We start from the raw sequence: 21,883 nt of genomic DNA, 5'->3' as shown, positions 1-21,883 counted from the left end.
CTCCTGAGTCCGCGGCGAACGCGGCGCCTTCTTCAGATGAGGGGAACGGGCCGCAGCGGCCGCTCGAAATAGTCGCCCAGCGCCTCCAGCGCATGCGGCTCCAGGATGCGCAGCCACCCCGCATCGAGCTTGTGAAGCCCCAGGCGCTGCAGGCGGCGCAGCGTCTTGTTGGTGTGCACCAGCGAAAGCCCCAGCGCATCGGCGATGTGCTGCTGGTTGAACGGAAACTCCACCCAGCCGTCGCGCACCATGCCCACGCGCTCGGCGCGCCGGTACAGGTGCATGAGCAGCATCGCCACCCGCTCGCCCGCGTTGCGCCGGCCGGTGGTGACGAGGTTGTCGTCCACCATCTTTTCCTCGCGTGCGGCCAGCCAGGTGATGTCGTAGCCGAGCTTGGGCTGGGCATGGAAGAGCGGCCAGAGGCGGTCGCGCGAGAAGGCGCACAGCGAAACGTCGGTCACGGCTTCCACGCCGTGGGTCTGGCCGTCGGCGAACTCGTCCTGCAGGCCGATGAAGTCGCCGGGCAGCAGAAAGCTCAGGATCTGCCGGCGCCCGTCGGTCAAGGTCTTGTAGCGGAATGCCCACCCCGAATAAAGGGTGAACAGCTGGGCGCTGGGCCGGTGCTCCTCGACGATCGAGCCGCCCGCCGCGACGCGCCGGGCGCCGACGCGAAACGACTGGATGGTCTTGAGCTCTTCCGACGATGCGGGCAGGAACGCCTCGAGCCGGCGCAGCGCGCAGTCGTCGCAAGGATTCACCCCTTGGGGAGGGGACGCGGCAACGGGATAGTCATCGAATTTCACGCGGCACTATAGGCTTTTGCGCTATGTCTTTTTACATTTCGCCGGGCGTCGCCGCTGTCTAGACTCCGCAGCGTTTTCTCCCAAGACGCATGACAGACGAACAGCCGCTCCACGAGATTTTCTATTGCAGCGTACTCGCGCAAGACCTGCCTCCCAATGCCGTAGGCGCCATCGTCAGCCAGGCACGGGCCCGCAACGCCGAGCGAAAGATCACCGGCCTCCTGGTCTTCGACGGCATGCGTTTCTGCCAGCACCTGGAGGGCCCGTGCGATGCGGTGAAGGCATTGATGCGAAGCATCGAACGAGACTTCCGGCACACCGACGTGCGGGTGGTCCACGAGGGCCCGCTGGAATCCCGCCGCTATAGCGGCTTCGGCCTGGGCCTGGCCGAGAGCGAAGGCCCCGACCTCATGGCCGGCGTGCACGCCCTGGAAGGGGAAGCCGCGCTCAAGCATTTCCTGGCGCTGCGCTCCAGCTTCGACATCAGCGGCTGAAAAAAAGCACCGAAGCCGCCACAAAAAAGAAAAAGGCGGCCGAAGCCGCCTTTGTGCGTCCATGGGAACCAGCGACCGTTCAGGCCTGATCCCATGTGTAGGTGGCACCGTAGCCATCCCACGCTTCCATCACGATGCGCTGGCCGGCGGCCACCGTCATCGATTCGCCCGGTGCGAGCACCAGGTCTTCGCTGGGATTGGCCAGCGTGGCGTCGGGCGTGATCCACACCCGGCCCTGCTTGACGCGCAGGACGCTGGCCGCACGCGCCTTCAGGCTCATCGCCTCGCCGGGGGCGATCTGCCAGGCGCCGCGGCGCACGGCCGGCGGCACGGCGGCGGCAGCGGTACGGGCGGGGATCGACAGGGAAGCAAGCGATTGGGTGGTGCAGACGGCGGTGGACATGATGAAACTCCTTGGGCTTTCCGAAGTGCGATTGACAGGACGGAGGCAATGGCGCAGTTCGGGAATGAATGATCGTTTTTGCGGCGTTGTGGGTCCAATGAAAACGAAGTAGCCTACTGATGCCCATATCGCATCAATCGACCCGACAGCCGGACCGCTCCCGGAAGCCCCATCCATGCAGCATTCGCAAACCCACCTGCGCTCCCGCCCCATCTCCGCCGGGCACCTGCGCGCCTTCGAAGCCGTCGCCCGGCACCTGAATTTCCGCGCTGCGGCGGAAGAAATGGCGCTGACCCAGTCGGCGGTCAGCCGGCAGATCCAGTCGCTGGAGGAGGAAGTGGGCGTGTCGCTGTTCCTGCGCCACACCCGGGCGGTGGAGCTGACCAGCGCGGGCGCGCAGCTGCTGCTCGCGGTGCAGCAGTCGCTGCCGCGCATCGACATGGCGGTGCGCCAGATCCGCCAGAGCGCGGGGCGCAAGAGCGTGTCGCTCACCACCTTTGCGTCGTTCGCCTCGATGTGGCTGATCCCGCGGCTGGAGGCCTTCCAGCGCGACAACCCCGAGATCGACATCCGCATCGACGCCAGCGACGTGGCGGTGGACCTCGAAGTGGCCGACGTGGACATCGCCCTGCGCTACGGCCCGCGCGAGGCCATGCCGCCGACCGCGGTGCGCCTGTTCGGCGAGAACCTCACGCCGGTGGCGAGCCCGTGGCTCATCAAGAGCAGCCCGCCGATCAAGACGCCGGAAGACATCACCCGCTTCACGTTGATCGAGGCCGGCGACGCGCACCGCACGCACCTCGAATGGCTGACATGGCGGCGCTGGTTCGAGGTGAATGGCCTGGAGCGCGCGCAGCCCAAGCGCTGGCTCTATTTCAACTACGCCTACCAGATGGTGCAGGCCGCGCTCACCGGCCAGGGCGTGGTGCTGGCGCGCAGTTCGCTGATCGCCGAAAGCCTGGCCAACGGCGACCTGGTCGAGGTGCTGCCCCGGCACCGCATGGATTCACCGATGGCCTACTGGCTCATCGCCGGCCCGCGCAATGCGCTGCGGCCCGAGATCAAGGCCTTCTGGGACTGGCTGCTGCTGCAGGCCGTGACCACGCGCGAGACCATTGGCGAGGTGCCCGATCCGGACACCATCGACAACCTCGACTGAATGGAGATGCGGCCGCCGCCGGGCCGCCCCAAGGCGGGCCGCGTCTCCCCTCGGGAGGCGGAGTTACACGAAGTGAAAAGCCGGGGGGCTCAAGACGTCGGCCAAACGACGCCGTTGTCGTTGAGGATGGCGTCCAGGGGCAGGTCGTGCGCTTCGGGCTCGAAGTCTTCGAGGAAGCCGTGCGTGAAGCCCAGCCCCACCGTGAACGGCCGCGGCTCCAGCGCCGCCAGCGTGCGGTCGTAGAAGCCGCCGCCGTAGCCCAGCCGGTAGCCGCCGGCGCTGTAGCCCACGCAGGGCACGAACAGCAGGGTCGGCACGATCAGCTCGGTGTCCTTGGGCTTGGGGATGCCGTAGGCGTCTTCTTCCATCTGGCAGCCCGGATACCAGGCATGGAAGGTCAGGGTCTTGTGAACCTTGTCGATCACGGGCAGTCCGATGCGGCGACGCTGCGTTTCTTCCATCAGCTCGCCGTCTTCCTTCCAGCGGTGCAGGGCTGGCAGCGGATCGAACTCGCCCTTGATCGGCCAGTAGGCGCCGATCACGGTGTCGGGCCGGCCGACCAGCCAGATGCGCATGACACGCTGCAGCAGGTCGGCGCGCGTCAGCCGGTCCGGCATCGCCAGACGTTGTTCGATCAATGCCTTGCGCAACTGATCCTTCAGAAAACTCGCCGTCGCCGAGGTGTCGGCTCCCTTTGACTTGTCCATAATCCCCCGATGCAGTTCCCAAGCATTTTGGCATCCATGCGCAGCCGCCCGCGCAACGCAACGCCAGCCGTTGCTTTTTCCCTCGTCCTGACTGCCGCCGCGCTGCTCTTTCATCCACCCGCCAGCGCACAGACCAACACCAACGACGACGTGCTGGTGCAGATGAAGCAGGCCTTCCAGCGCGGCGACAAGGCCCGCCTCACCGCCCTCTTGCCGCAAGCCCGCGGCCACGCGCTCGAACCCTGGGCCGCGTACTGGGAATTGAAGGCCCGACTGCAGGAAGCCGCGCCGAACGAAGTACAGGATTTCTACGCCCGCTACCCCGGCACCTACCAGGAGGACCGCCTTCGCAACGACTGGCTGCTGCTGCTCGGCCAGCGCCGCGACTGGGACGGCTTCTCCGCCAACGTGGCCGGCTATCGCATGGGCGACGACGCGCAAGTGCGCTGCTACGCGATCCTGGTCGACACGTTGCGCTCGGGCACCGCCACCCAGGCCCAGGCCGACGAGGTGCGCCGCAACTGGTTCAGCCAGAAAGAAGCCGACGACGGCTGCCTCACCGCCGCCGACCGCATGGTCGCCGCCCGCCTCATGTCGACCAACGACGCATGGAAGAAGGCGCGCCTGGCCATCGAGGCCAACCGCCCGCAGGCCGCGCGCGGCGCCGTCACCATCGCCGCGCCCGATGCGCTGCCGCTCTTCGAGGAACTCAACGCGAGTTCGGCCAAGTTCCTCACCGGCCGCGCCTTCGTCGCCGCCAAGTCGCGCAAGGAGCTGGTGGTGCTCGCGCTCATCAAGGTTGCCATTGCCGACCCCGACATGGCCGCCTCGCAGCTGGACAGCAAGTGGGGCCCGATGCTCTCGGCCGAGGAGCGCAACTGGCTCTGGGGCGCCATCGGCCGCGCATCGGCCAACAAGCTCTCGCCGCAGGCCGTGGGCTACTTCGGCAACGTCACGAAGAACAGCGACCTGTCGGACGACATGCTCGGCTGGCGCGTGCGCGCCGCGCTGCGCGCCGGCCAGTGGAAGGACGTGGCGCCCGCCATCAACGCGATGAGCGAAACCGCCCAGCTCGACCCGACCTGGGTCTACTGGAAGGCCCGCGCGCTCGCCAGCGAACGCAGCGACGAGCGCCGCGCCCAGGCCCGCGAGCTCTATACGAGCATCGCCGGCACGCGCGGCTTCTACGAAATGCTCGCGCTCGAAGAACTGGGCCAGCGCGTCGTCGCGGCCACCCGCCCCGCACCGCTCACGCCCGAGGAAAAGGCGGCCGCGCGCAGCAACATCTCGCTCAATCGCGGTCTCTACGCGATCGCGATCGGCCTGCGCTCCGAAGGCACGCGCGAATGGAACTACGCCACCAACCTGCACGACAAGGGCGGCATGGACGACCGCGCGCTGCTGGCCGCAGCCGACTTCGCCTGCCAGCGCGAGGTGTGGGACCGCTGCATCAACACCAGCGAACGCACCAAGGGCACGATCGACGTGGAGCAGCGCTTTCCCATGCCCTTTCACGACACGGTGCTGCGCAAGAGCCAGGACATCGGCCTGGACCCAGCCTACGTGTACGGCCTCATCCGTCAGGAGAGCCGCTTCATCATGGACGCCCGCTCGGGCGTCGGTGCCTCGGGCCTGATGCAGGTCATGCCCGCCACCGCGCGCTGGACGGCCCGCAAGATCGGCATGACCGATTTCACGCCCGGCCAGATCAACGACCGCGAGACCAACATCACCATCGGCACCAACTACCTGAAGCTCGCGCTCGACGACTTCGACGGCTCGATGGCGCTGGCCGCCGCCGCCTACAACGCCGGCCCGGGCCGGCCGCGCAACTGGCGCAACGGGCCGGTGCTCGATGCCGCGATCTGGGCCGAGAACGTGCCCTTCAGCGAGACGCGCGACTATGTGAAGAAGGTGCTGGCCAACACCACCAACTACGCGGCAATCATCAGCGGCCGGCCGCAGTCGCTGAAGGAGCGCCTGGGCCGCGTCGGCCCCCGCGACGCTTCAGAACCCGAGCCCAACAAGGACCTCCCCTGAGATGAGCTGGCGCGACGAGGTGCTCGACACCATCGCGTCCGAGTTCTCGGACGTGACCGACGTCGCGCAGCTCACGCGCATCGTCCTTCGCCTCACGCTCGCGGCCGCGCTCGGCTTCGTGCTGGGCTTCGAGCGCGAGCAGCAGGGCAAGGCGGCCGGCGTGCGCACCCACATGCTGGTGGCGATCGGCTCGGCGATGTTCGTGCTGATCCCGCAGCAGACGGGCATCGTGCCGGCCGACATGAGCCGGGTGATCCAGGGGTTGGTGGCGGGCGTGGGCTTTCTCTGCGCCGGCACCATCCTCAAGCAGGGCAAGGACGAATCGCACGTGCAGGGCCTCACCACCGCCGCGGGGCTCTGGATGACGGCCGCCATCGGCATGGCCTGCGGGCTCGGCCGCGAGGCGACCGCCTTGCTGAGTGCGCTGCTGGCGCTGGCCGTGCTGTCGCTGGTGCCGCGGCTGGTGAGCCTGCTGGAGCGCACCGTCGCCAAGGACAGCGCGCAACAAGGCGCGCCGCGCGTGATCGCCTCGCCGGACGACAAGCCGCGCGACCGCTGACATCAATTCACGCCGCGTTCGGCATCAATGCCGGTGCGCCGCGCGGCTAGCATCGAAGGCTTTGCCCTGAACCGAGAACCCAACCGGAGGAATCCCAGATGCGCAAGCTCTACATCGGCAACAAGAACTACTCGTCCTGGTCCATGCGCCCCTGGGTGCTCATGAAGCAGGCCGGCATCGCCTTCGAGGAGGTGATGGTGCGCTTCGATTCGTTCGAAGCGGAGTCGCAGTTCAAGCACACCATCGCGGCGCTGAACCCGGTGGCCAAGGTGCCGGTGCTGGTCGATGGCGACCTGGTGGTCTGGGACACGCTGGCCATCGCCGAATACCTCGCCGAAACCTTTCCTGAAAAGCAGCTGTGGCCCAAGGCCGCGGCCGACCGGGCGCGGGCGCGCAGCATCTGCGCCGAGATGCATTCGGGTTTCGGTGGCCTGCGCGGCCATTGCGGCATGAACATCGAGGCCTCGCTGCCAGAAGTCGGCGCGAAGCTGCTCAAGGAACAGCCCGACGTGCGCAGCGACCTGGACCGCATCGTGCAGATGTGGAGCGACCTGCTCGACAACCACGGCGGCCCGCTGCTGTTCGGCGACTTCACCATTGCCGATGCGTACTTCGCGCCCATCGGCACGCGCATCAAGACCTACGGGCTGCCGGTGCCGCCGGCCATCGGCGCCTACATCGAACGCGTGCAGGCGCTGCCCGGCGTCAAGGCCTGGATCGACGAAGCGCTGGCGGAGAAAGACTTCCTGCAGTTCGAAGAGCCCTACCGCACAGCGCGATAGGGCTTGCTCGCGCAGCAGGCGGGGATCAGAACCTGTAGGTCGCCGCCAGGTAGGTGACGATCGGGTTCAGCTTGAGGCTTGCTTCGCTGCGGGCGACCGGCAGGCCGGTGATCGACGTCGTCGTCAGCTTGGCCTTGGTCTTCAGCGGGATGTACGACACCGAGAACGAGATGCCCCAGTGCTTGTCGAACTGGTAGGCGATACCGGCGTTGAGCACGGGCGCGAACGAGCTGTCGAGCTTGGCGGTGGTGTTCACCGAGTACGGCGACTGGCGGAACTGGCTGGCCAGCGCGCTCTGCAGGTTCGAAGTTAGCTTCACGTCGCTGTACCAGACGTAGGTGGCACCCAGGCCGACGAACGGACGGAAGGCGTCGTTGCCTTCGTTGAAGTTGTACTTGACCAGCACGGTCGGGCTCCACTGGCGGGCTTCGCCCAGTTCGCCCACGCGGGCCAGCGTGCCCTTGCCGTTGAGCTTGAACTTCGGCGGAATGCCCAGGACGCCTTCCACAGCCCAGTGGCTGTCGATGAAGTAGGCCAGGCTCAGGCCCAGCGTGTCCGAGTCCTTGACGCTGGCGCCCGAACCCTGGAGCACGCTCTGCACCGGCGCCGTCACCTGGAGCGGCTTGCTCGAGTCCTGGGGCGCGAGGTGGAACCAGCCTGCCCCCGCGACCCAGTCGCCGGCGTTTTGCGCGAACGCACTGCCGGAAGCCAAGGCACCCAGAGCCGCCAGCGCAAACATTGTTTTCTTCATGATGTGAATGCTCCTTTGGTTGAAAAATCCCGGTGAACGCGACGCCGGCCGGTGGTCGGCGCTGCGTTCCAGCAAATAAACGAACGTTCGTTCGGTTTGCAGCCCGAATTATCGAACGCTCGTTCTATTTAGCGGGTGCGGGGTATCCCTATCCCTCATTTCCGCCTCATTCCCCGTCTCCCCATCCCTACACTGCGGCCATGAAAATCTTTCTCGTTGGCGGCGCCGTCCGCGACCGGTTGCTCGGGCGGCCGGTTTCCGACCACGACTGGCTGGTCGTCGGCGCCACGCCCGAAGACATGGCCCGGCGCGGCTACCTGCCCGTGGGACGCGACTTTCCGGTGTTCCTGCATCCGAAGACGCGCGAGGAATACGCCCTCGCCCGCACCGAGCGCAAGAGCGCGCCCGGCTACCGCGGCTTCACCGTCCACACCGCGCCCGACGTCACGCTGGAGCAAGACCTCGCCCGCCGCGACCTGACCATCAACGCCATCGCGCTGCCGGCCGAACTGGTGGGCACCGACGGCCAATTCGAACCTGACCCCGAAAAACTGGCCGACCCCTTCCACGGTCAGCGCGACCTGCAGGGCAAGGTGCTGCGCCATGTGACCGACGCCTTTCGCGAAGACCCGGTGCGGATCCTGCGGCTGGCGCGCTTTGCCGCGCGCTTCGACGATTTCTCGGTCGCCCCGGAAACCATGGCGCTGATGCGCGAGATGGTCCGGGCCGGCGAGGCCGATGCGCTGGTCCCCGAGCGCGTCTGGCAGGAGCTTGCGCGCGGCCTCATGGAAGCGCGCCCCTCGCGCATGTTCGAGGTGCTGCGCGAATGCGGCGCGCTCGCCGTGCTGCTGCCCGAAGTCGACCGCCTCTGGGGTGTGCCGCAGCCCGAGGCGCATCACCCCGAGATCGACACCGGCGTGCACCTGATGATGGTCATCGACACCAGCGCGCGGCTTTCGGCCACCCTGCCGGTGCGCTTCGCCTGCCTGATGCACGACCTGGGCAAGGGCACCACGCCCGCCGACGTGCTGCCGCGCCACATCGGCCACGAGAAGCGCAGCGTCGACCTGCTGCATGCGGTGTGCGACCGCTGGCGCGTGCCGGTCGATATCCGCGAGCTGGCCGAGGTGGTCGCGCGCGAGCACGGCAACGTGCACCGCAGCGGCGAGCTCGATGCGGCGCCGCTGGTGCGCCTGCTGGAGCGCTGCGACGCCTTCCGCAAGCCCGCCCGCTTTGCCGAGGTGCTGCTGGCCTGCGAATGCGATGCGCGCGGCCGGCTCGGTTTCGAGGACAGGCCCTATCCGCAGCGCGAGCGCCTGCTCGCCGTGCTGGCCACCGCCGCGGCCGTGCCCACCGATGTGGTGGCGCGCAAGGCGCAGCAGTCGGGCGCGACCGGGCCGCAGATCGGCGACGCCATCCACCGCGCGCGCATCGAGGCCGTGGCGGCATCGCTGCAGGAAACCTGAAGAAAAAACCGCGGTCCGCCTTGCGTGGACATGGCAGGCATGACTTCTGGCACTTCTCCCTGCGAATCGGCCCGATAGCATCGATCGGGTGAATGCCACCGAGCCGACGCTGTCACACGAATCCCCGACGCCCCGCCCGGGGGTGCCGAGCGATCTTGGCCTCCGCGTGCTGCGGGAGCATGTGGCGTCGGTGTACGCGGCGTACAACGCGTCGATCCTGGTGCACTTCGGCCTCGGTGCGGCGCTGGGTGTGGTCATGTACGTGCACCGCCCCCGGTGGTGGATCCTCGCCTGGATGGCCGCCCACCTGAGCTTCGGCCTCGCCCTCTTCCTCATGCCGCGCTGGCACGCCGATGTGCCGCTGCAGGACACCACCCGCTGGGCGCGCCGGCATTCGCGCACCGTCACGCTGGTGAGCATGGCGACGGCCACCGCGCCGTGGCTCTTCATCTCCGCCGACGACCTGCCCACCACTTCGGTGCTGACCGTCGTCATCATCGGCAGCTGCGCCCGCGCCATGCAGCTCCTGTGGCCGCTCAAGCCCGCGCTCTACGGCTACACCCTGCCGATGATGCTGAGCCTGATCGCCGCGCTGGCCCGGCAGGGCGATGCGATGCACCTGTTCCTCGCGGTATTCAGCCTCGGCTACCTGCTGTTCACGCTGCGCGTGGGCGGCCAGCAGCACAAGCTCCTGACCGATTCGCTGGTGCTGCGCTTCGAGAACGAGGCGCTGGCCGCGCAACTGGGCGTGCAGATCGCCGCCGCCGAGCGCGCGAGCGCCGAGAAGACGCGCTTCCTCGCCACCGCCAGCCACGACCTGCGCCAGCCGCTGCATGCCATCGCGCTCTTCGGCGCCGCGCTGGAGAACGAACTGCGCGAGCACCACGGCAGCCGCAACGCGCAGCGGCTGATGCGCGCGGTGAACGCGCTGGGCAACTCGCTCGACACCATGCTGGACGTCTCGCGCCTGGACGCGGGCGTGATCACGCCGGACATCGCGCCGGTGTCGCTGGACGCGATGTTCCGCTCCCTCAACCACATGTTCGCGGCGCAGGCCGAGCAGCGCGCGCTGCAGCTGCGGGTGCGCGCGAGCGGCCTGTGGGTGCACAGCGACCCGCAGCTGCTCTACCGCATGCTCTCGAACCTCGTGGACAACGCGCTGAAATACACCGCGCACGGCGGCGTCTCGGTGCGCGCGCGCGCGCGCGGCGGGGTCGTGTGGATCGAGGTGCTGGACACCGGCATCGGCATTGCGCCCGAGCAGCAGGACCGCGTGTTCGAGGAGTACTACCAGGTGCAGAACCCGGGCCGCGACCGCGCGCAGGGCCTGGGCATCGGCCTGTCGATCGTCGAGCGGCTGTCGCGGCTGCTCGACCATCCGGTGCAGGTGACTTCGCGCGTGGGCCGCGGCACGCGCTTTCGCCTTCAGCTGCCGCTGGTCGCGTCCGCGCCGCAGCACGAACAGCAAGCGGCCGTGCCGATGCAGCAACAGCGACCGGCTGCCGCTCCGACAGCGCCCGCCGAGCCCGCCGTGCACACATCGCCATCGGCCAAGGCACCACAGGCAGCGCACGGCCGCGTTCTCCTGATCGACGACGAGGCCGAGATCCGCGAGGCCATGGCGCGGCTGCTGCAGGGCCACGGCATCGCGGTGGAGACGGCGGCCAACGAGGCCGAGGCCATCGACGCGCTCGGCCGGTCCGGCGCGCAGGCCGAGCCCTTCGTGCTGCTGCTGTGCGACTACCGCCTCGCCAACGGCGACAACGGCCTGGACGTGGGCCAGCGGCTGCAACGCCGCTTCGGGCTCGACGCGCCGCTGGTGCTGGTCACCGGCGAGACCGCCCCCGAGCGGCTGCAGCGCGTGCGCGCCTCCGGCGTGCCCGTGCTGTTCAAGCCGGTGAACGCGGCCACGCTGCTGCGCATGCTGGGCGATTTCATGCCGGGCCTGGCCACCCGCCCTGCCTGACCTGCCTGATTCGTGAAACACCGCGGAACCGGCTTTGCCGGGCCGCTGGTGTGGCCCCCGGCGAGGGGGACGGAGAAGCGACACGCAATGCGCGAAGCCTGGGGAGTACCGGCTTTCGCCGACACGCGCCGTCAAAAGCGCGTGTTATGGTTTTTCCCAATGCCAAAGTCCTCCGACAGCAACGACCAGTTGCCACCTCCGCTGGGCCGGAACGCCGCCCTTTTTCTCGACTTCGACGGCACGCTGGTCGGCCTTGCGCCCACCCCCGAGGCCATCGAGATTCCCCCCGCGCTCGTCGCCCTGCTGAGCGACCTGCGCGACCAGTTGGGCGGTGCGCTGGCCGTCGTCTCGGGGCGCCAGATCGACTCGATCGACCGCTTTCTCGCGCCGCTGCGGTTGCCCGCGGCCGGCGAGCATGGCGTGCAGCGCCGCGATGCCAAGGGCCACATGCAGGAGCAGCACGCGCCCGATCTCGTGCCGATCCTGGACATCGCCAACGAACTCGCGCGCGTGCACGAAGGCCTGCTGGTGGAGCGCAAGCACGCCGCCATCGCCCTGCACTACCGGCTCGCGCCGCAGCTGGAAGCGGTGTGCCGCGATGCGATGTCGCGCGCCATCAACGGTCGGCCGGCGCTCGAGCTCATGCACGGCAAGTTCGTCTTCGAGGTGAAGCCCGCGGGCGTCAACAAGGGCATTGCCATCGATGCCTTCATGACCGAGGCGCCCTTCGCGGGCCGCACGCCGGTCTTCGCGGGCGACGACACCACCGACGAGAGCGGCTTCGCGGTCGTGCAGCCGCGCGGCGGCATCGCCATCAAGGTCGGCTCCGGGCCGAGCCTGGCGCTGCACCGGCTCGAATCGCCGCGCGCGGTGTACGAATGGCTGGTCGAGGCGCGCGACATGCTGGTGGCGAAGCCCTCGGCGAATCCCGAAGAAAACACGCAAGAGAAAACCGAAGAACCGAGGAGCCCCCGATGAGCGAACAACAACTGTCGAAGGCGCCCCAGGACCGCGCCGGCGAGGCGCTGGCCGACGCCGCCGGCCCCGACGACCGCGCGCCGGTCGACGCGCAGGCCGCCACCGCGCCCGGTCCGCGCGGCTTCGCGCCCCCGGCCGATCCTTCGCTCGATGTCGGGGTGATCGGCAACTGCGCCTACAGCGCGCTCATCGATTCCCGCGGCCGCGCCGTGTGGTGCTGCCTGCCGCGCTTCGACGGCGACCCGGTGTTCAACGCGCTGCTGCATCCCGGCGAAGGCGCGGGCGCATGGAGCATCGACATCGAGGACTTCGCGCAAGCAAAGCAGTGGTACGAGCCGAACACGGCCGTGCTGCGCACGCAGCTCTTCGACAGCGCAGGCCAGGGCATCGAGATCACCGACTTCGCGCCGCGCTTCTACAGCCGCTCGCGCTACTTCCGCCCGCTCATGATGGTGCGCCGCGTGCGGCCGATTGCGGGCGCGCCGCGCATCCGCGTGTCGCTCGATCCGCGATTCCAGTGGGGCGCTTCGGAGCCGATCGAGGTGACGCGCGGCAGCAACCACATCCGCTATGTCGGCCCCGACGTCACGCTCAGGCTGAACACCGACGCCTCGATCTCGCACATCCTCGCGCGCCAACCCTTCGTGATCTCGCGCGAATACAACTTCATGTTCGGCGTGGACGAAACGCTGCTCGACGGCATCGCCGACACGGCGCGCAAGTTCGAGCAGGAAACCATCGCCTACTGGCGCACCTGGAGCAAGCGCCTCGCGATTCCCTTCGAGTACCAGGACGCGGTGATCCGCGCGGCCATCACGCTCAAGCTCTCGCTGTACGAGGACACCGGCGCCATCGTCGCCGCCATGACCACCAGCATTCCCGAGGCGCCGGGCAGCCAGCGCAACTGGGACTACCGCTACTGCTGGCTGCGCGATGCCTTCTTCGTGGTGCGCGCGCTCAACTCGCTGAGCGAAGTGGGCACGATGGAAGACTACCTGCGCTGGCTCGGCAACGTGGTGATCGGCTCGCACGGCGAGCACATCCAGCCGCTCTACGGCATCGGGCTGGAACGCGAGCTGCCCGAGTCCTTCGTCGAAGGCCTTCCCGGCTACCGCGGCATGGGGCCGGTGCGCGTGGGCAACCAGGCGCAGGAGCATTTCCAGCACGACGTGTACGGCAACATCGTGCTCGGCGCGGCGCAGGCCTTCCACGACCACCGGCTGCTCGCCCGCGCGGGCCGGGCCGAGTTTCCGCACCTGGAGGCGGTCGGCGAACGGGCGGTGAGCGTCTACGGCACGCCCGATGCCGGCATGTGGGAGCTGCGCACCCGCGCCCGCGTGCACACCAGTTCCGCGCTGATGAGCTGGGCCGCCTGCGACCGGCTTTCCAAGATCGCACGCGCACTGGAGCTGCCCGACCGCGCCGCCTACTGGCATGGCCACGCCGCGCGCATGAAGGAAGAAATCCTGGCCAAGTCGTGGTGCGAGGAGCGCCAGGCCTTCGCCGAGAGCTTCGGCGGCCACGAGCTCGATGCGAGCATCCTGCTGATGGTCGAGGTGGGGCTGATCGACGCGCGCGACCCGCGCTTCATCTCCACTGTCGACGCCATGGAGAAGTCGCTCTGCGACGGCCCCTACATGCGCCGCTACGAGGCGGCCGACGATTTCGGCAAGCCCGAGACCGCCTTCAACATCTGCACCTTCTGGCGCATCGACGCACTTGCCAAGATCGGCCGCAAGGCCGAGGCACGCCAGATCTTCGAGACCATGCTCGCGGCGCGCAATCCGCTCGGCCTGCTCTCGGAAGACACCCACCCGGTCACGGGCGAGATGTGGGGCAACTTTCCGCAGACCTATTCGATGGTCGGCATCATCAATGCGGCCGTGCGTCTGTCCGCCCCCTGGGATTCCTGCATATGACAACGACAGCCCCCCGGCTTTTCACTCGCTTCGCTCCTGTAACTCCACCCACCGAGGGGGAGGCGCGGCCCGCCTTGGGGCGGCCCGGCGGCGGCCGCAGGGAGGCTCCATGAGTCGCCTCGTCGTCGTTTCCAACCGCGTGGCCGACCCACGCAAGCCCGCAGCCGGCGGCCTGGCCGTCGCATTGGGTGAAAGCCTTCAGCAAAGCGGCGGCCTCTGGTTCGGCTGGAGCGGCCAGATCGTGGAAGACGGCCCTACGGGCGAAGGCGAGCTGCACAAGCAGCAGGCCGGCAAGGTAACGCTCGCCACCATCGACCTGAGCCGCGAGGACCACGACGCCTACTACCTGGGCTACAGCAACGACGTGCTCTGGCCGGTGTTCCACAACCGCCTGGACCTGGCCCACTTCGAGGCCGGCTTCATCGGCGGCTACCGGCGGGTGAACCAGCTCTTCGCGCGCAAGCTGCTGCCGATGCTGAAGGACGACGACGTCATCTGGATCCACGACTACCACCTGATGCCGCTCGCCGCGGAGTTGCGCGCGATGGGCTGCAAGCAGCGCATCGGCTTCTTCCTGCACATTCCGCTGCCGCCGCAGATCATCGTGGCCGCCATCCCGCAGCACGAGTGGCTGATGCGCTCGCTGTTCTCCTACGACCTGATCGGCTTCCAGGCGCAGCAGGACGTGCAGCACTTCGAGCACTACGTGCGCAACGAGGCGCAGGGCGAATACCTGGGCAACGACATGTACCGCGCCTACGGGCAGACCGTGCGCTGCAGCGCCTTCCCGATCGGCATCGACGTCGACGAATTCGCCGCGCTCACGCATGCGAAGGAATCGCGCGACATGTACGAGACCATGAAGCGCGAGTATTCGAGCCGGCGCCTCCTCCTGGGCATCGACCGGCTCGACTACTCCAAGGGCATTCCGCAGCGCGTGCGCGCATTCCGCGAACTGCTCGCGAACTACCCCGAGAACCGGCGCAGCGCGACGCTGATCCAGATCGCCTCGCCCACGCGCGAGACGGTCGATGCGTACGGCGACATCCGGCGCGAACTCGAATCGCTGTGCGGCGCGATCAACGGCGACTACGGCGAGCTCGACTGGATGCCGGTGCGCTACATCCATCGCATGGTGGCGCGCAAGCGGGTGCCGGGGCTGTGCCGCGCAGCGGCGGTGGGCCTGGTCACGCCGCTGCGCGACGGCATGAACCTCGTCGCGAAGGAATACATCGCGGCGCAGGACCCGGCCGACCCGGGCGTGCTGGTGCTGTCGCGCTTTGCCGGTGCCGCGGAGCAGTTGAAAGAAGCGCTGCTGGTGAATCCGTACGACACGCACGGCACGGCGGAGACGGTGCAGCAGGCGCTGCAGATGCCGCTGGAAGAGCGGCGCGAACGGCATCAGAAGTTGCTGTCGCGCATTCGCGAGCAGGACATTCACTGGTGGCGGCGCACCTTCCTCGACGCATTGCGCGAAGCGGCCAGCGAACGCTGAGGTGTTTGCCCAGGGCAGTCGTTGATCGGCCGTTCACCCAGAGCGTTCCCAAGTGCGCAGGGCATCGGGTGCTCCCCGCAGCGAAATCAAGGAGGAGGGGCGAAGCCCCGGGGGACATTCGCGGAGGGGAGTACCCGGTGGCCTGCGCACCCGTCCTGAATGCCTCCTACCAGCCAGTGAGCAACCGCACAAAGCGCATCACAGGCCGAGCCTCGGAACAAGCAGAAACCGGCGCCCCCTTCGGTGCATGAACCCGCAGGTGCACCGGCGTCAGCGCCGACACCTCGATCCACCCGCCGAGCGCCATGCGGTGCACGTCGCCTTCATCGAGCACCGTCTCGCTCATGAACACCGCGCCGCCGAACCAACCCGGCGGGGACACGACCCGCACGCGCCCTTCGGCCACCTGCAGCCAGCTACCCGCATCGACGCAGGTGCGCAGGGACTGGCCGGGCTCCAGGACGATGGAGTCGGGTGCTTGGGGCAGGGTGGTGATCATGGCGGGCCTCGGAGGTGGGTGAGTCAGTCAGTGGAAAAGCGATTCGGCGAGTCCAGATCGTAGAAATTCGGTCGCTCGAAAAACAGGCACAACCACCGCCTATTCGCACCGGAACAGCCGGCCGGCAGCCCATCTGTTATGGTCGTTTCCCCGTTCAACTGCATCTGTTTTCGGATGCCCGTTTGGGGGAGCATCGACGCCATGGACTCGCTACCGCTCTACCGGCAACTCGCAGCGCACTACGTGGACGCGATCCACACCGGCTCGCTCAAGCAGGGCGACAAGCTGCCCTCGCTGCGCAGCCTCATGCGCCTGCACGAGATCAGCCTCTCGACCGCGCTGCAGCTGTGCCGCGCGATGGAGAGCGACGGCTGGGTCGAGGCACGCGACCGCTCGGGCTACTTCGTGCGCCGGCCGCAGCGCCTGGCCATCGCGCCGATGGAAGAGCCCGTGGCCGACGTGCCGCCGGATCCTGCGCAGTTCGTCAGCATGCGCACCCGCATGGCCAACTTCATGGCGCGCGGGCGCCACGCGGGTGTGAAGCTCAACTTCGCCATCGCGCGCGCCGCCCCCGAGCTGTACCCCGCCGAGGCCCTGCGCAACTCCATGACGCGGGCGCTGCGCCAACGGCCCGAGCTGCTGACCACCGCCTCGTCCCAGAAGGGCCACGAGCAGTTCCGCGAAGCCGTGGCGCAGCGCAACCTGCGCATCGGCATGACGGTGGCGCCGGACGAGGTGCTGGTCACCAACGGCTGCATCGAGGCGCTGAACCTCGCGCTGCGCGCCGTCGCCAAGCCCGGCGACACCGTGGCCGTGGAGTCGCCCACCTTCTACGGCCTGCTGCAGGTGCTCGAAAGCCTGGGCATGCGCGCGCTGGAGATCCCGACCAGCCCGCAGACCGGCATCTCCATCGAGGCGCTCGACCTCGCGATCCACACCTACGACGACATCAAGGCCGTGGTGGTGGTGCCGCACCTGCAGAACCCCATCGGCAGCGTGATGCCCGATGCCCACAAGCAGCGGCTCGTGCAGCTGTGCGAGAGCCACGGCATCGCGCTCGTCGAGGACGACACCTACAGCGACCTGGTGGAAACCGAGGTGCCGCTGCGCGCCGCGAAGTCATGGGATCGCACGGGCAACGTGATCTATTGCGCCTCGCTGCACAAGGTGCTGGCGCCGGGGCTGCGCCTGGGCTGGATCACCGCCGGGCGCTGGCATGCGCAGGTGGAAATGCTCAAGTACGCGCAGACCCGCAACAACGAGGCATTGGCGCAAATCGCCGCGGGTGAGTTCATCGCGAGCGGCGGCTACGACCGGCACCTGCGGCGCCTGCGCGACCGGCTGCACGTGCAGCGCGACCAGACGGCGGACGCCATCGCGAAGTACTTTCCGCCGGGCACGCGGCTGAACCTGCCGCGCGGCGGCCTGCAGCTGTGGGTCGAGCTGCCCGAGCAGCGCTCGTCGGTCACCGTGTTCGAGGCGGCGCTGCGCGAGCACATGCTGGTGTCGCCGGGCGCGCAGTTCTCCAACTCGGGGCGCTTCGACAACTACTTGCGGATCAACTGCGGCTGGCCGTACTCGAAGGCGGTGGACGCGGGGTTGCGGCGCCTCGGGGAGATCGTGTCGTCCACGCGCAAGCTGCCGCGCGCACCGGCAGCCGCCTAGACGATGTAGAAGACGACGGCGTCGCGTCGCGCCGCCGCCTCCGCGAAAAAGCGCTTCACGCCTTCCATGAAGCCTGCAAGCTCCTCGGCGCCGCCCTGCCAGGTCTTCGCCCAGTAGAGCTCGGCGAACTGTGCCGGCTCGCCGGTGAACCGCGCCACCAGCTCGGGCACGCTGCGCCGCGCCAGCCGGGCCGCTGCGCGCTCGACATGGCTGGCCGTGAGATAGATGCAGCCCAGGGCCTCCGTGCCTTCGAGCGCTTCGCCGTCCACGGCCTCGGGCAGCAGCGCGCGCACCACGTCCCACGCCTGCTCCACCGTCTGGCTGGCATGCGGTCCGCCCTTGTCTTCGGGCGTATGGAAGAGGAAACCCGACACGCTCGACGGATCGATGACCAGTCCGCGCAGCCGGTAACGGTCGAAGGCGTAGAACGCGCCCCCGATGCTCACGTGCTCGGCTCCAGCCGCGCGGCCCGCGCGACCGCCGCCAGCGCGAGGCTCACGTTGTCGATGTTGCGCTGCGCGTTCGCGAGATTGCCGAAGTGGTCCGGCGCGCAGATCTGGTTGAGCAGCAGCGTGCGCTTGAAATGCTTCAGCGCCTCGCGCAAGTCGCCCTGCTCCTGCGCGATGAGGCCCAGGTCGTTGTGGGCGGCCGCCGCGCTGGTGGAAATGCCCCGGCAGCTGCGCTCCTGGATCGCCAGTGCGCGTTCGAACAAGGGCTTGGCGTGCTCGGCCTCGTTGCGCGCCATGTGCAGCTGCGCAAAATTGATCAGGAGGTCGGCGTGCAGGTCGGCGTCGCCCTCCCCCGTCTCTTCCGGCGCGAGCTTGTCCAGGTGCACCATGGCCCGCGCATAGCAGAGCTCGGCCTTCTCGTCCTGGTCGGTGTTCGCGTAGAGAAATGCCAGGTTGTTGAAGGCGCGCACCACCTCGTCGGTCGAGTTGCCCTTGCTGAGCGCGACGGCCATCGCGATGGTCTTCTTGTACAGGACCTCCGCCTCGTCGGAGCGGCCGGCGCCGGCATGCAGCAGCGCGAGCGTGTTGCTCGGGCCGAGCCGCCAGCTGTCGTCCAGGCCCAGCTGGTCGATGATGGCCAGGCATTCATCCAGCAGCGACACGGCCTTGTCGTGCCATTGCAGCTGCCGGCAGAACTCGGCGTGATGGATGAGGTGCAGCACGACGGCCTTGCCAAGCCCGCCCTCGCCGCACAGCTGGCGGCTGGTGTGCACGGCCTCGGCGCAGAGCCGCTCGGCGAGCGCCAGGTCGCGCCGCTCGAAGGCGGCCTTGTAGCGCCGCTCCTGGTCTTCGAGCAGGCCCAGCAGCACGGTGTCGTCGCCGGGGCCGCGACCGGCGGGCAGGCCCGCGCGCAGCTGTCGCGCGGCGTGGTGTTCGCCGATGGCGGCCACGGTCATGGCCAGCGCCTTGCGCACGATGTCCATGTCTTCCGCCGGCATGCCGATCTGGCGGCCGATGGCCAGGCTTTCCTCCAGGCTGGCCTTGGCCTCGTCGAAGGCCTTGAACTGGCAACAGGCCTGGCCGTGCATGCACAGCGACATCGCGAGGTTCTGGTGCGGACCCTTGAAGACCTTGCGCGCGTTGGCGACGATCTGCTCGCTCAGGGCCACGGCCCGGGCCCAGTCGTGCATCTCGGCGGCGGCGACGAAGCGCTCGCGCAGCGCGTCGGCGTGGCTGAGCGCTTCGAGGTCGTAGGTCTTGGCGGCCGGCCGGCGCGCGGCGTCGCTTTCGTCTTGCCGCTTCAGGCGCACATGGACCCAGTAGATGTCGAACAGGAGCCAGGGGCCGAGCAGCCCCAGGCAGAACCGCGCACCCGGCAGGCTGCTGACTCCAACGAGCAACAGCAGCAATTGCGCCGCCCCGCCCAGGTAGCTGCCCAGATAGAAACGGTGCGCGCCCAGGAAACCCCCGACCACCAGCAGCAGCCAGGCGAGCGGCTTGCGACGGGGAGACCGGGGCGGCGGGATGCGCATGATTCGCCGAGGGTATTGCGGCGCGGCCGCTCAGTCCAGCAAAGCCAGCGCAGCGTAGTCGCCGACCTTCTCGCCGAGCCCCGCGGGCACCAGCAGCACGCCGCGGGTGAGCGGCGGCAGCTTGCCGTCCACGTGGGCCTGCAGGCGCGGCAGCAGGAACTCGCGGTGGTGCCAGAACACGCTGCCGCCCAGGCTGATGCGCTGCAGGTCCAGCGTGGCGACCAGGTTGTAGAGCATGCGGCCCATCACGCGGCACAGCGCATCGACGATCTCGAGCGAGTGCGGCTCGCCCGCGGCCGCCGAGGTGAACAGATCGGCCGCCGGCTGGCCGAAGCGCCGTGCGATGGAGTTGCCGGCGATCAGCCCTTCCACGTCTCCGACGTTGCCGCAGCCGCAGAGCGCGCCGCTCGCGTCGTCGACCACGAAGCTGTGGCCCGCATGGCCCGCGTTGCCGTTCTTGCCGCGCAGCGCACGGCCGTCGACGCACAGGCCCACACCGACGCCGGTGCTCCAGGTGACGTAGGCGCAGTGGTCCATGCCTTTGAGCGCGCCCCAGTGCCGTTCGGCCTCGAGCGCTGCGACGGCGTCGTTCTCGACGCGCACGCGGCCGAAGCGCCTGGCGAGCGGAGCCTCGACCAGCGCCGTCATCCAGTTGTTGGGAAGCCCCCGCGCCGGGCCGGCAATGCCGCCGCAGATGTTGGGCGTGGCCAGCTCGACCATGCCGTCGTGCAGCTCGAAGGGCCCCGCCGACGACACGCCCACGCGGTCGATCGTGGCCGGATCGATCCCTTGCTCGGCGCAGACTTCGTCGATCATCCGCATGATCTGCACCGCCACGGCGTCGTTGTCGCCGGTCTTGGCGGTCGGCTCGCTGCGGCGGCCGATCAGCGGCGCGTCGGCCGAGGGGGAAAGGCTCACGGCCACCTTGGTGCCGCCGATGTCAACGCAGGCTCTCATTGCGGGTTTTCTTTTCTCTGTCTAAAGAAGGCGCGCCACCAGCGCCGCGATCATGCTGAGCACCAGGGTGCTTGCAATCGGCAACTGCCAGTCGCGGCCGAAGGCGCGAAACTCGAAATCGCCGGGCAGGCGTCCGAAGCCGAAGCGGCGCAGCCACGCGGTCAGCCCGCTCATGAGCACCAGTGCGAGGACGACGACGATCAGCCAGCGGAACATGGGGACAGTCTAGGCCGCAAGAACGGCCATGGCTTGTCGGTGGAGTTCGGGCGTTGCCGCGGCAATCACCCTGCCGTCGGACTTCAGGTTCAGCGGCTGGCCCTGCCAGTCGGTGATGACGCCGCCCGCGGCCTCGATCAGGCCGGCGGGGCCCAGGTAGTCGTACGGCTGCAGGCCGGTTTCCACCACGAGGTCGATGGTGCCGCCCGCCAGTTGCGCATAGCCGTAGCAATCGCCGCCGAAGCGGCGCATCGCGCATCGGCGGCTGAGCCGGTCGAAGGCCTGCCAGTCGGCGGGCGCGAAGATGTCCGGCGAGGTGGTGACGATGCGGGCCTTGGCCACTTCGGTGCATGTACTCGCGTGCACCGGCTGGCCGTCGCGCGTGGCGCCCTTGCCCGCCTGGCCGATCCAGCGCTCCTTGAGCACCGGCATGTCGATCACGCCGAGCACCACGCGTGCGCCCTGCAGCACGCCGATCAGCGTGCCCCACAGCGGCGAGCCGGTGATGAAGCTGCGGGTGCCGTCGATCGGGTCGAGCACCCAGATGCGATCGGCGTCCAGCCGCTCGGGACCGTGCTCTTCGCCGTAGATGCCGTCGGCCGGCACGCGCGCACCGAGGATCTCGCGCATCGCCGTCTCGGCCGCGCGGTCGGCCAGCGTGACGGGGCTTTCGTCGGCCTTGGTGATGATGTCCAGCGGCGTGCGGAAGTGGCGCATCGACAGCGCCGCGGCCGCGTCGGCCAGCGCCTCGGCAATCAGCGACAGATCGGGAGTGGAAGAGCTCATGGGGGAGAGTGAACGCGTGCCAAAAGCTGCGATTAGACCCGAGCCCGCGTGGGTTTGACACGACAAGGGCTGTCGCCCTGGTACGTCGCCCCGGAGATTTCGAAACATGACGAAAGCGATGGATTCGCGCCGAGGGCAAGGCGCAAACCGCAGCGATACCCGCAGGTATCGCGAGAATTTGCAACGCCGCCATCGGGGCGAAGACGCGCTTTCGTGTTTTGAAATCTCCGGGGCGGCGTACTAACATGGCGCGAAAA

General features: G+C 68.5%; 21 protein-coding genes. 11 read left to right on the top strand and 10 right to left on the bottom strand.

The genetic code is table 11. The features are described from left to right. Window positions 1–32 precede the first annotated feature (32 nt). Entirely contained in the window at window positions 33–803 is a 771-nt protein-coding gene (locus J2W23_RS21345; protein WP_307650151.1) for a Crp/Fnr family transcriptional regulator, read from the bottom strand. Between the two features lie 89 nt (window positions 804–892). On the opposite strand from J2W23_RS21345, the gene J2W23_RS21340 reads away from it, so the two are divergent. After that, window positions 893–1,297 carry a BLUF domain-containing protein gene (locus J2W23_RS21340; protein WP_307650150.1) on the top strand — a complete coding sequence of 135 codons (405 nt, stop codon included), beginning with the start codon at window positions 893–895 and terminating at the stop codon, window positions 1,295–1,297. Window positions 1,298–1,376: 79 nt separating this feature from the next. Here J2W23_RS21340 and J2W23_RS21335 read toward each other — a convergent pair whose 3' ends face one another. After that, complete coding sequence (locus J2W23_RS21335) at window positions 1,377–1,700, bottom strand: DUF2917 domain-containing protein (RefSeq protein ID WP_176660242.1); 324 nt, start codon at window positions 1,698–1,700, stop codon at window positions 1,377–1,379. A gap of 175 nt (window positions 1,701–1,875) precedes the next feature. Here J2W23_RS21335 and J2W23_RS21330 point away from each other — a divergent pair, with 175 nt between their 5' ends. After that, window positions 1,876–2,859 (top strand): LysR substrate-binding domain-containing protein, encoded by a 984-nt coding sequence (locus J2W23_RS21330; protein ID WP_307650149.1) that lies wholly within the window; start codon window positions 1,876–1,878, stop codon window positions 2,857–2,859. A gap of 89 nt (window positions 2,860–2,948) precedes the next feature. On the opposite strand, the gene J2W23_RS21325 is transcribed toward J2W23_RS21330, so the two are convergent. Next, entirely contained in the window at window positions 2,949–3,566 is a 618-nt protein-coding gene (locus J2W23_RS21325; protein ID WP_176660240.1) for a 5-formyltetrahydrofolate cyclo-ligase, read from the bottom strand. Between the two features lie 36 nt (window positions 3,567–3,602). Here J2W23_RS21325 and J2W23_RS21320 point away from each other — a divergent pair, with 36 nt between their 5' ends. The 3 genes from J2W23_RS21320 (at window position 3,603) to J2W23_RS21310 (ending at window position 6,947) form a co-directional block, all read left to right on the top strand. Then, a complete protein-coding gene (locus J2W23_RS21320; protein WP_307650148.1) occupies window positions 3,603–5,606 on the top strand; it encodes a lytic transglycosylase domain-containing protein in 2,004 nt (667 codons plus the stop codon). 1 nt (window position 5,607) lies between these two features. Beyond that, window positions 5,608–6,165, top strand: a complete 558-nt coding sequence (locus J2W23_RS21315; protein WP_307650147.1) for an MgtC/SapB family protein — start codon at window positions 5,608–5,610, stop codon at window positions 6,163–6,165. A gap of 98 nt (window positions 6,166–6,263) precedes the next feature. Then, window positions 6,264–6,947 carry a glutathione S-transferase family protein gene (locus J2W23_RS21310; RefSeq protein WP_307650146.1) on the top strand — a complete coding sequence of 228 codons (684 nt, stop codon included), beginning with the start codon at window positions 6,264–6,266 and terminating at the stop codon, window positions 6,945–6,947. Window positions 6,948–6,972: 25 nt separating this feature from the next. Here the strand turns inward: J2W23_RS21310 and J2W23_RS21305 are convergent, their stop codons facing one another. Further along, window positions 6,973–7,698 (bottom strand): OmpW/AlkL family protein, encoded by a 726-nt coding sequence (locus tag J2W23_RS21305; protein ID WP_307650145.1) that lies wholly within the window; start codon window positions 7,696–7,698, stop codon window positions 6,973–6,975. 200 nt (window positions 7,699–7,898) lie between these two features. Between J2W23_RS21305 and J2W23_RS21300 the strand changes: the two genes are divergently transcribed. From J2W23_RS21300 to otsA, 5 genes are all read left to right on the top strand, one after another. Continuing rightward, complete coding sequence (locus J2W23_RS21300) at window positions 7,899–9,164, top strand: multifunctional CCA addition/repair protein (protein WP_307650143.1); 1,266 nt, start codon at window positions 7,899–7,901, stop codon at window positions 9,162–9,164. 142 nt (window positions 9,165–9,306) lie between these two features. Continuing rightward, window positions 9,307–11,130 carry an ATP-binding response regulator gene (locus J2W23_RS21295; RefSeq protein ID WP_307650142.1) on the top strand — a complete coding sequence of 608 codons (1,824 nt, stop codon included), beginning with the start codon at window positions 9,307–9,309 and terminating at the stop codon, window positions 11,128–11,130. Between the two features lie 159 nt (window positions 11,131–11,289). After that, the gene (otsB, locus tag J2W23_RS21290; protein ID WP_176660234.1) at window positions 11,290–12,108 is read left to right on the top strand and encodes a trehalose-phosphatase; all 819 of its coding nucleotides are present in this window, start codon (window positions 11,290–11,292) and stop codon (window positions 12,106–12,108) included. After that, window positions 12,105–14,027, top strand: a complete 1,923-nt coding sequence (locus J2W23_RS21285; protein WP_307650141.1) for a glycoside hydrolase family 15 protein — start codon at window positions 12,105–12,107, stop codon at window positions 14,025–14,027. The genes otsB and J2W23_RS21285 overlap by 4 nt, the downstream gene beginning before the upstream one ends. Window positions 14,028–14,136: 109 nt before the next feature. Beyond that, a complete protein-coding gene (otsA, locus tag J2W23_RS21280) occupies window positions 14,137–15,522 on the top strand; it encodes an alpha,alpha-trehalose-phosphate synthase (UDP-forming) (RefSeq protein ID WP_176660232.1) in 1,386 nt (461 codons plus the stop codon). A gap of 166 nt (window positions 15,523–15,688) precedes the next feature. Here the strand turns inward: otsA and J2W23_RS21275 are convergent, their stop codons facing one another. Next, entirely contained in the window at window positions 15,689–16,021 is a 333-nt protein-coding gene (locus J2W23_RS21275; protein WP_307650140.1) for a hypothetical protein, read from the bottom strand. A gap of 201 nt (window positions 16,022–16,222) precedes the next feature. On the opposite strand from J2W23_RS21275, the gene J2W23_RS21270 reads away from it, so the two are divergent. After that, window positions 16,223–17,686, top strand: coding sequence for an aminotransferase-like domain-containing protein (locus J2W23_RS21270; protein WP_176660230.1), 1,464 nt, complete (start codon window positions 16,223–16,225; stop codon window positions 17,684–17,686). Here J2W23_RS21270 and J2W23_RS21265 read toward each other — a convergent pair. The 5 genes from J2W23_RS21265 to hisN are packed head-to-tail and all read right to left on the bottom strand — an operon-like array spanning window position 17,683 to window position 21,626. After that, complete coding sequence (locus J2W23_RS21265; protein WP_176660229.1) at window positions 17,683–18,132, bottom strand: DUF1877 family protein; 450 nt, start codon at window positions 18,130–18,132, stop codon at window positions 17,683–17,685. The genes J2W23_RS21270 and J2W23_RS21265 overlap by 4 nt on opposite strands. Beyond that, window positions 18,129–19,667 (bottom strand): tetratricopeptide repeat protein, encoded by a 1,539-nt coding sequence (locus J2W23_RS21260; RefSeq protein WP_307650139.1) that lies wholly within the window; start codon window positions 19,665–19,667, stop codon window positions 18,129–18,131. The genes J2W23_RS21265 and J2W23_RS21260 overlap by 4 nt, the downstream gene beginning before the upstream one ends. Before the next feature lie 30 nt (window positions 19,668–19,697). Beyond that, on the bottom strand, window positions 19,698–20,624 hold the full coding sequence (locus tag J2W23_RS21255) for an ROK family protein (protein WP_176660227.1): 927 nt from the start codon (window positions 20,622–20,624) through the stop codon (window positions 19,698–19,700). Window positions 20,625–20,645: 21 nt separating this feature from the next. Beyond that, entirely contained in the window at window positions 20,646–20,840 is a 195-nt protein-coding gene (locus J2W23_RS21250; protein ID WP_013539508.1) for a DUF2905 domain-containing protein, read from the bottom strand. 9 nt (window positions 20,841–20,849) lie between these two features. Then, entirely contained in the window at window positions 20,850–21,626 is a 777-nt protein-coding gene (hisN, locus tag J2W23_RS21245) for a histidinol-phosphatase (RefSeq protein WP_307650138.1), read from the bottom strand. Window positions 21,627–21,883: the final 257 nt, after the last annotated feature.

Origin of the sequence: Variovorax boronicumulans (genome assembly GCF_030812215.1) — a bacterium.
GTDB classification, from domain to species: Bacteria; Pseudomonadota; Gammaproteobacteria; order Burkholderiales; family Burkholderiaceae_C; genus Variovorax; species Variovorax boronicumulans_C.
The sequence above is the reverse complement of the archived record's forward strand: the minus strand, read 5'-3'. Positions and strand labels throughout refer to the sequence as shown.

Excerpts from the sequence above, each read along its gene's own strand:
- J2W23_RS21260 (WP_307650139.1), bottom strand. The coding sequence starts at position 19,667 with ATGCGCATCCCGCCGCCCCGGTCTCCCCGTCGCAAGCCGCTCGCCTGG.
- J2W23_RS21340 (WP_307650150.1), top strand. The coding sequence starts at position 893 with ATGACAGACGAACAGCCGCTCCACGAGATTTTCTATTGCAGCGTACTC.
- J2W23_RS21310 (WP_307650146.1), top strand. The coding sequence starts at position 6,264 with ATGCGCAAGCTCTACATCGGCAACAAGAACTACTCGTCCTGGTCCATG.
- otsB (WP_176660234.1), top strand. The coding sequence starts at position 11,290 with ATGCCAAAGTCCTCCGACAGCAACGACCAGTTGCCACCTCCGCTGGGC.
- J2W23_RS21315 (WP_307650147.1), top strand. The coding sequence starts at position 5,608 with ATGAGCTGGCGCGACGAGGTGCTCGACACCATCGCGTCCGAGTTCTCG.
- J2W23_RS21285 (WP_307650141.1), top strand. The coding sequence starts at position 12,105 with ATGAGCGAACAACAACTGTCGAAGGCGCCCCAGGACCGCGCCGGCGAG.
- J2W23_RS21300 (WP_307650143.1), top strand. The coding sequence starts at position 7,899 with ATGAAAATCTTTCTCGTTGGCGGCGCCGTCCGCGACCGGTTGCTCGGG.
- J2W23_RS21330 (WP_307650149.1), top strand. The coding sequence starts at position 1,876 with ATGCAGCATTCGCAAACCCACCTGCGCTCCCGCCCCATCTCCGCCGGG.
- J2W23_RS21325 (WP_176660240.1), bottom strand. The coding sequence starts at position 3,566 with ATGGACAAGTCAAAGGGAGCCGACACCTCGGCGACGGCGAGTTTTCTG.
- J2W23_RS21320 (WP_307650148.1), top strand. The coding sequence starts at position 3,603 with ATGCGCAGCCGCCCGCGCAACGCAACGCCAGCCGTTGCTTTTTCCCTC.
- J2W23_RS21255 (WP_176660227.1), bottom strand. The coding sequence starts at position 20,624 with ATGAGAGCCTGCGTTGACATCGGCGGCACCAAGGTGGCCGTGAGCCTT.
- hisN (WP_307650138.1), bottom strand. The coding sequence starts at position 21,626 with ATGAGCTCTTCCACTCCCGATCTGTCGCTGATTGCCGAGGCGCTGGCC.
- otsA (WP_176660232.1), top strand. The coding sequence starts at position 14,137 with ATGAGTCGCCTCGTCGTCGTTTCCAACCGCGTGGCCGACCCACGCAAG.
- J2W23_RS21335 (WP_176660242.1), bottom strand. The coding sequence starts at position 1,700 with ATGTCCACCGCCGTCTGCACCACCCAATCGCTTGCTTCCCTGTCGATC.
- J2W23_RS21275 (WP_307650140.1), bottom strand. The coding sequence starts at position 16,021 with ATGATCACCACCCTGCCCCAAGCACCCGACTCCATCGTCCTGGAGCCC.
- J2W23_RS21250 (WP_013539508.1), bottom strand. The coding sequence starts at position 20,840 with ATGTTCCGCTGGCTGATCGTCGTCGTCCTCGCACTGGTGCTCATGAGC.
- J2W23_RS21305 (WP_307650145.1), bottom strand. The coding sequence starts at position 7,698 with ATGAAGAAAACAATGTTTGCGCTGGCGGCTCTGGGTGCCTTGGCTTCC.
- J2W23_RS21270 (WP_176660230.1), top strand. The coding sequence starts at position 16,223 with ATGGACTCGCTACCGCTCTACCGGCAACTCGCAGCGCACTACGTGGAC.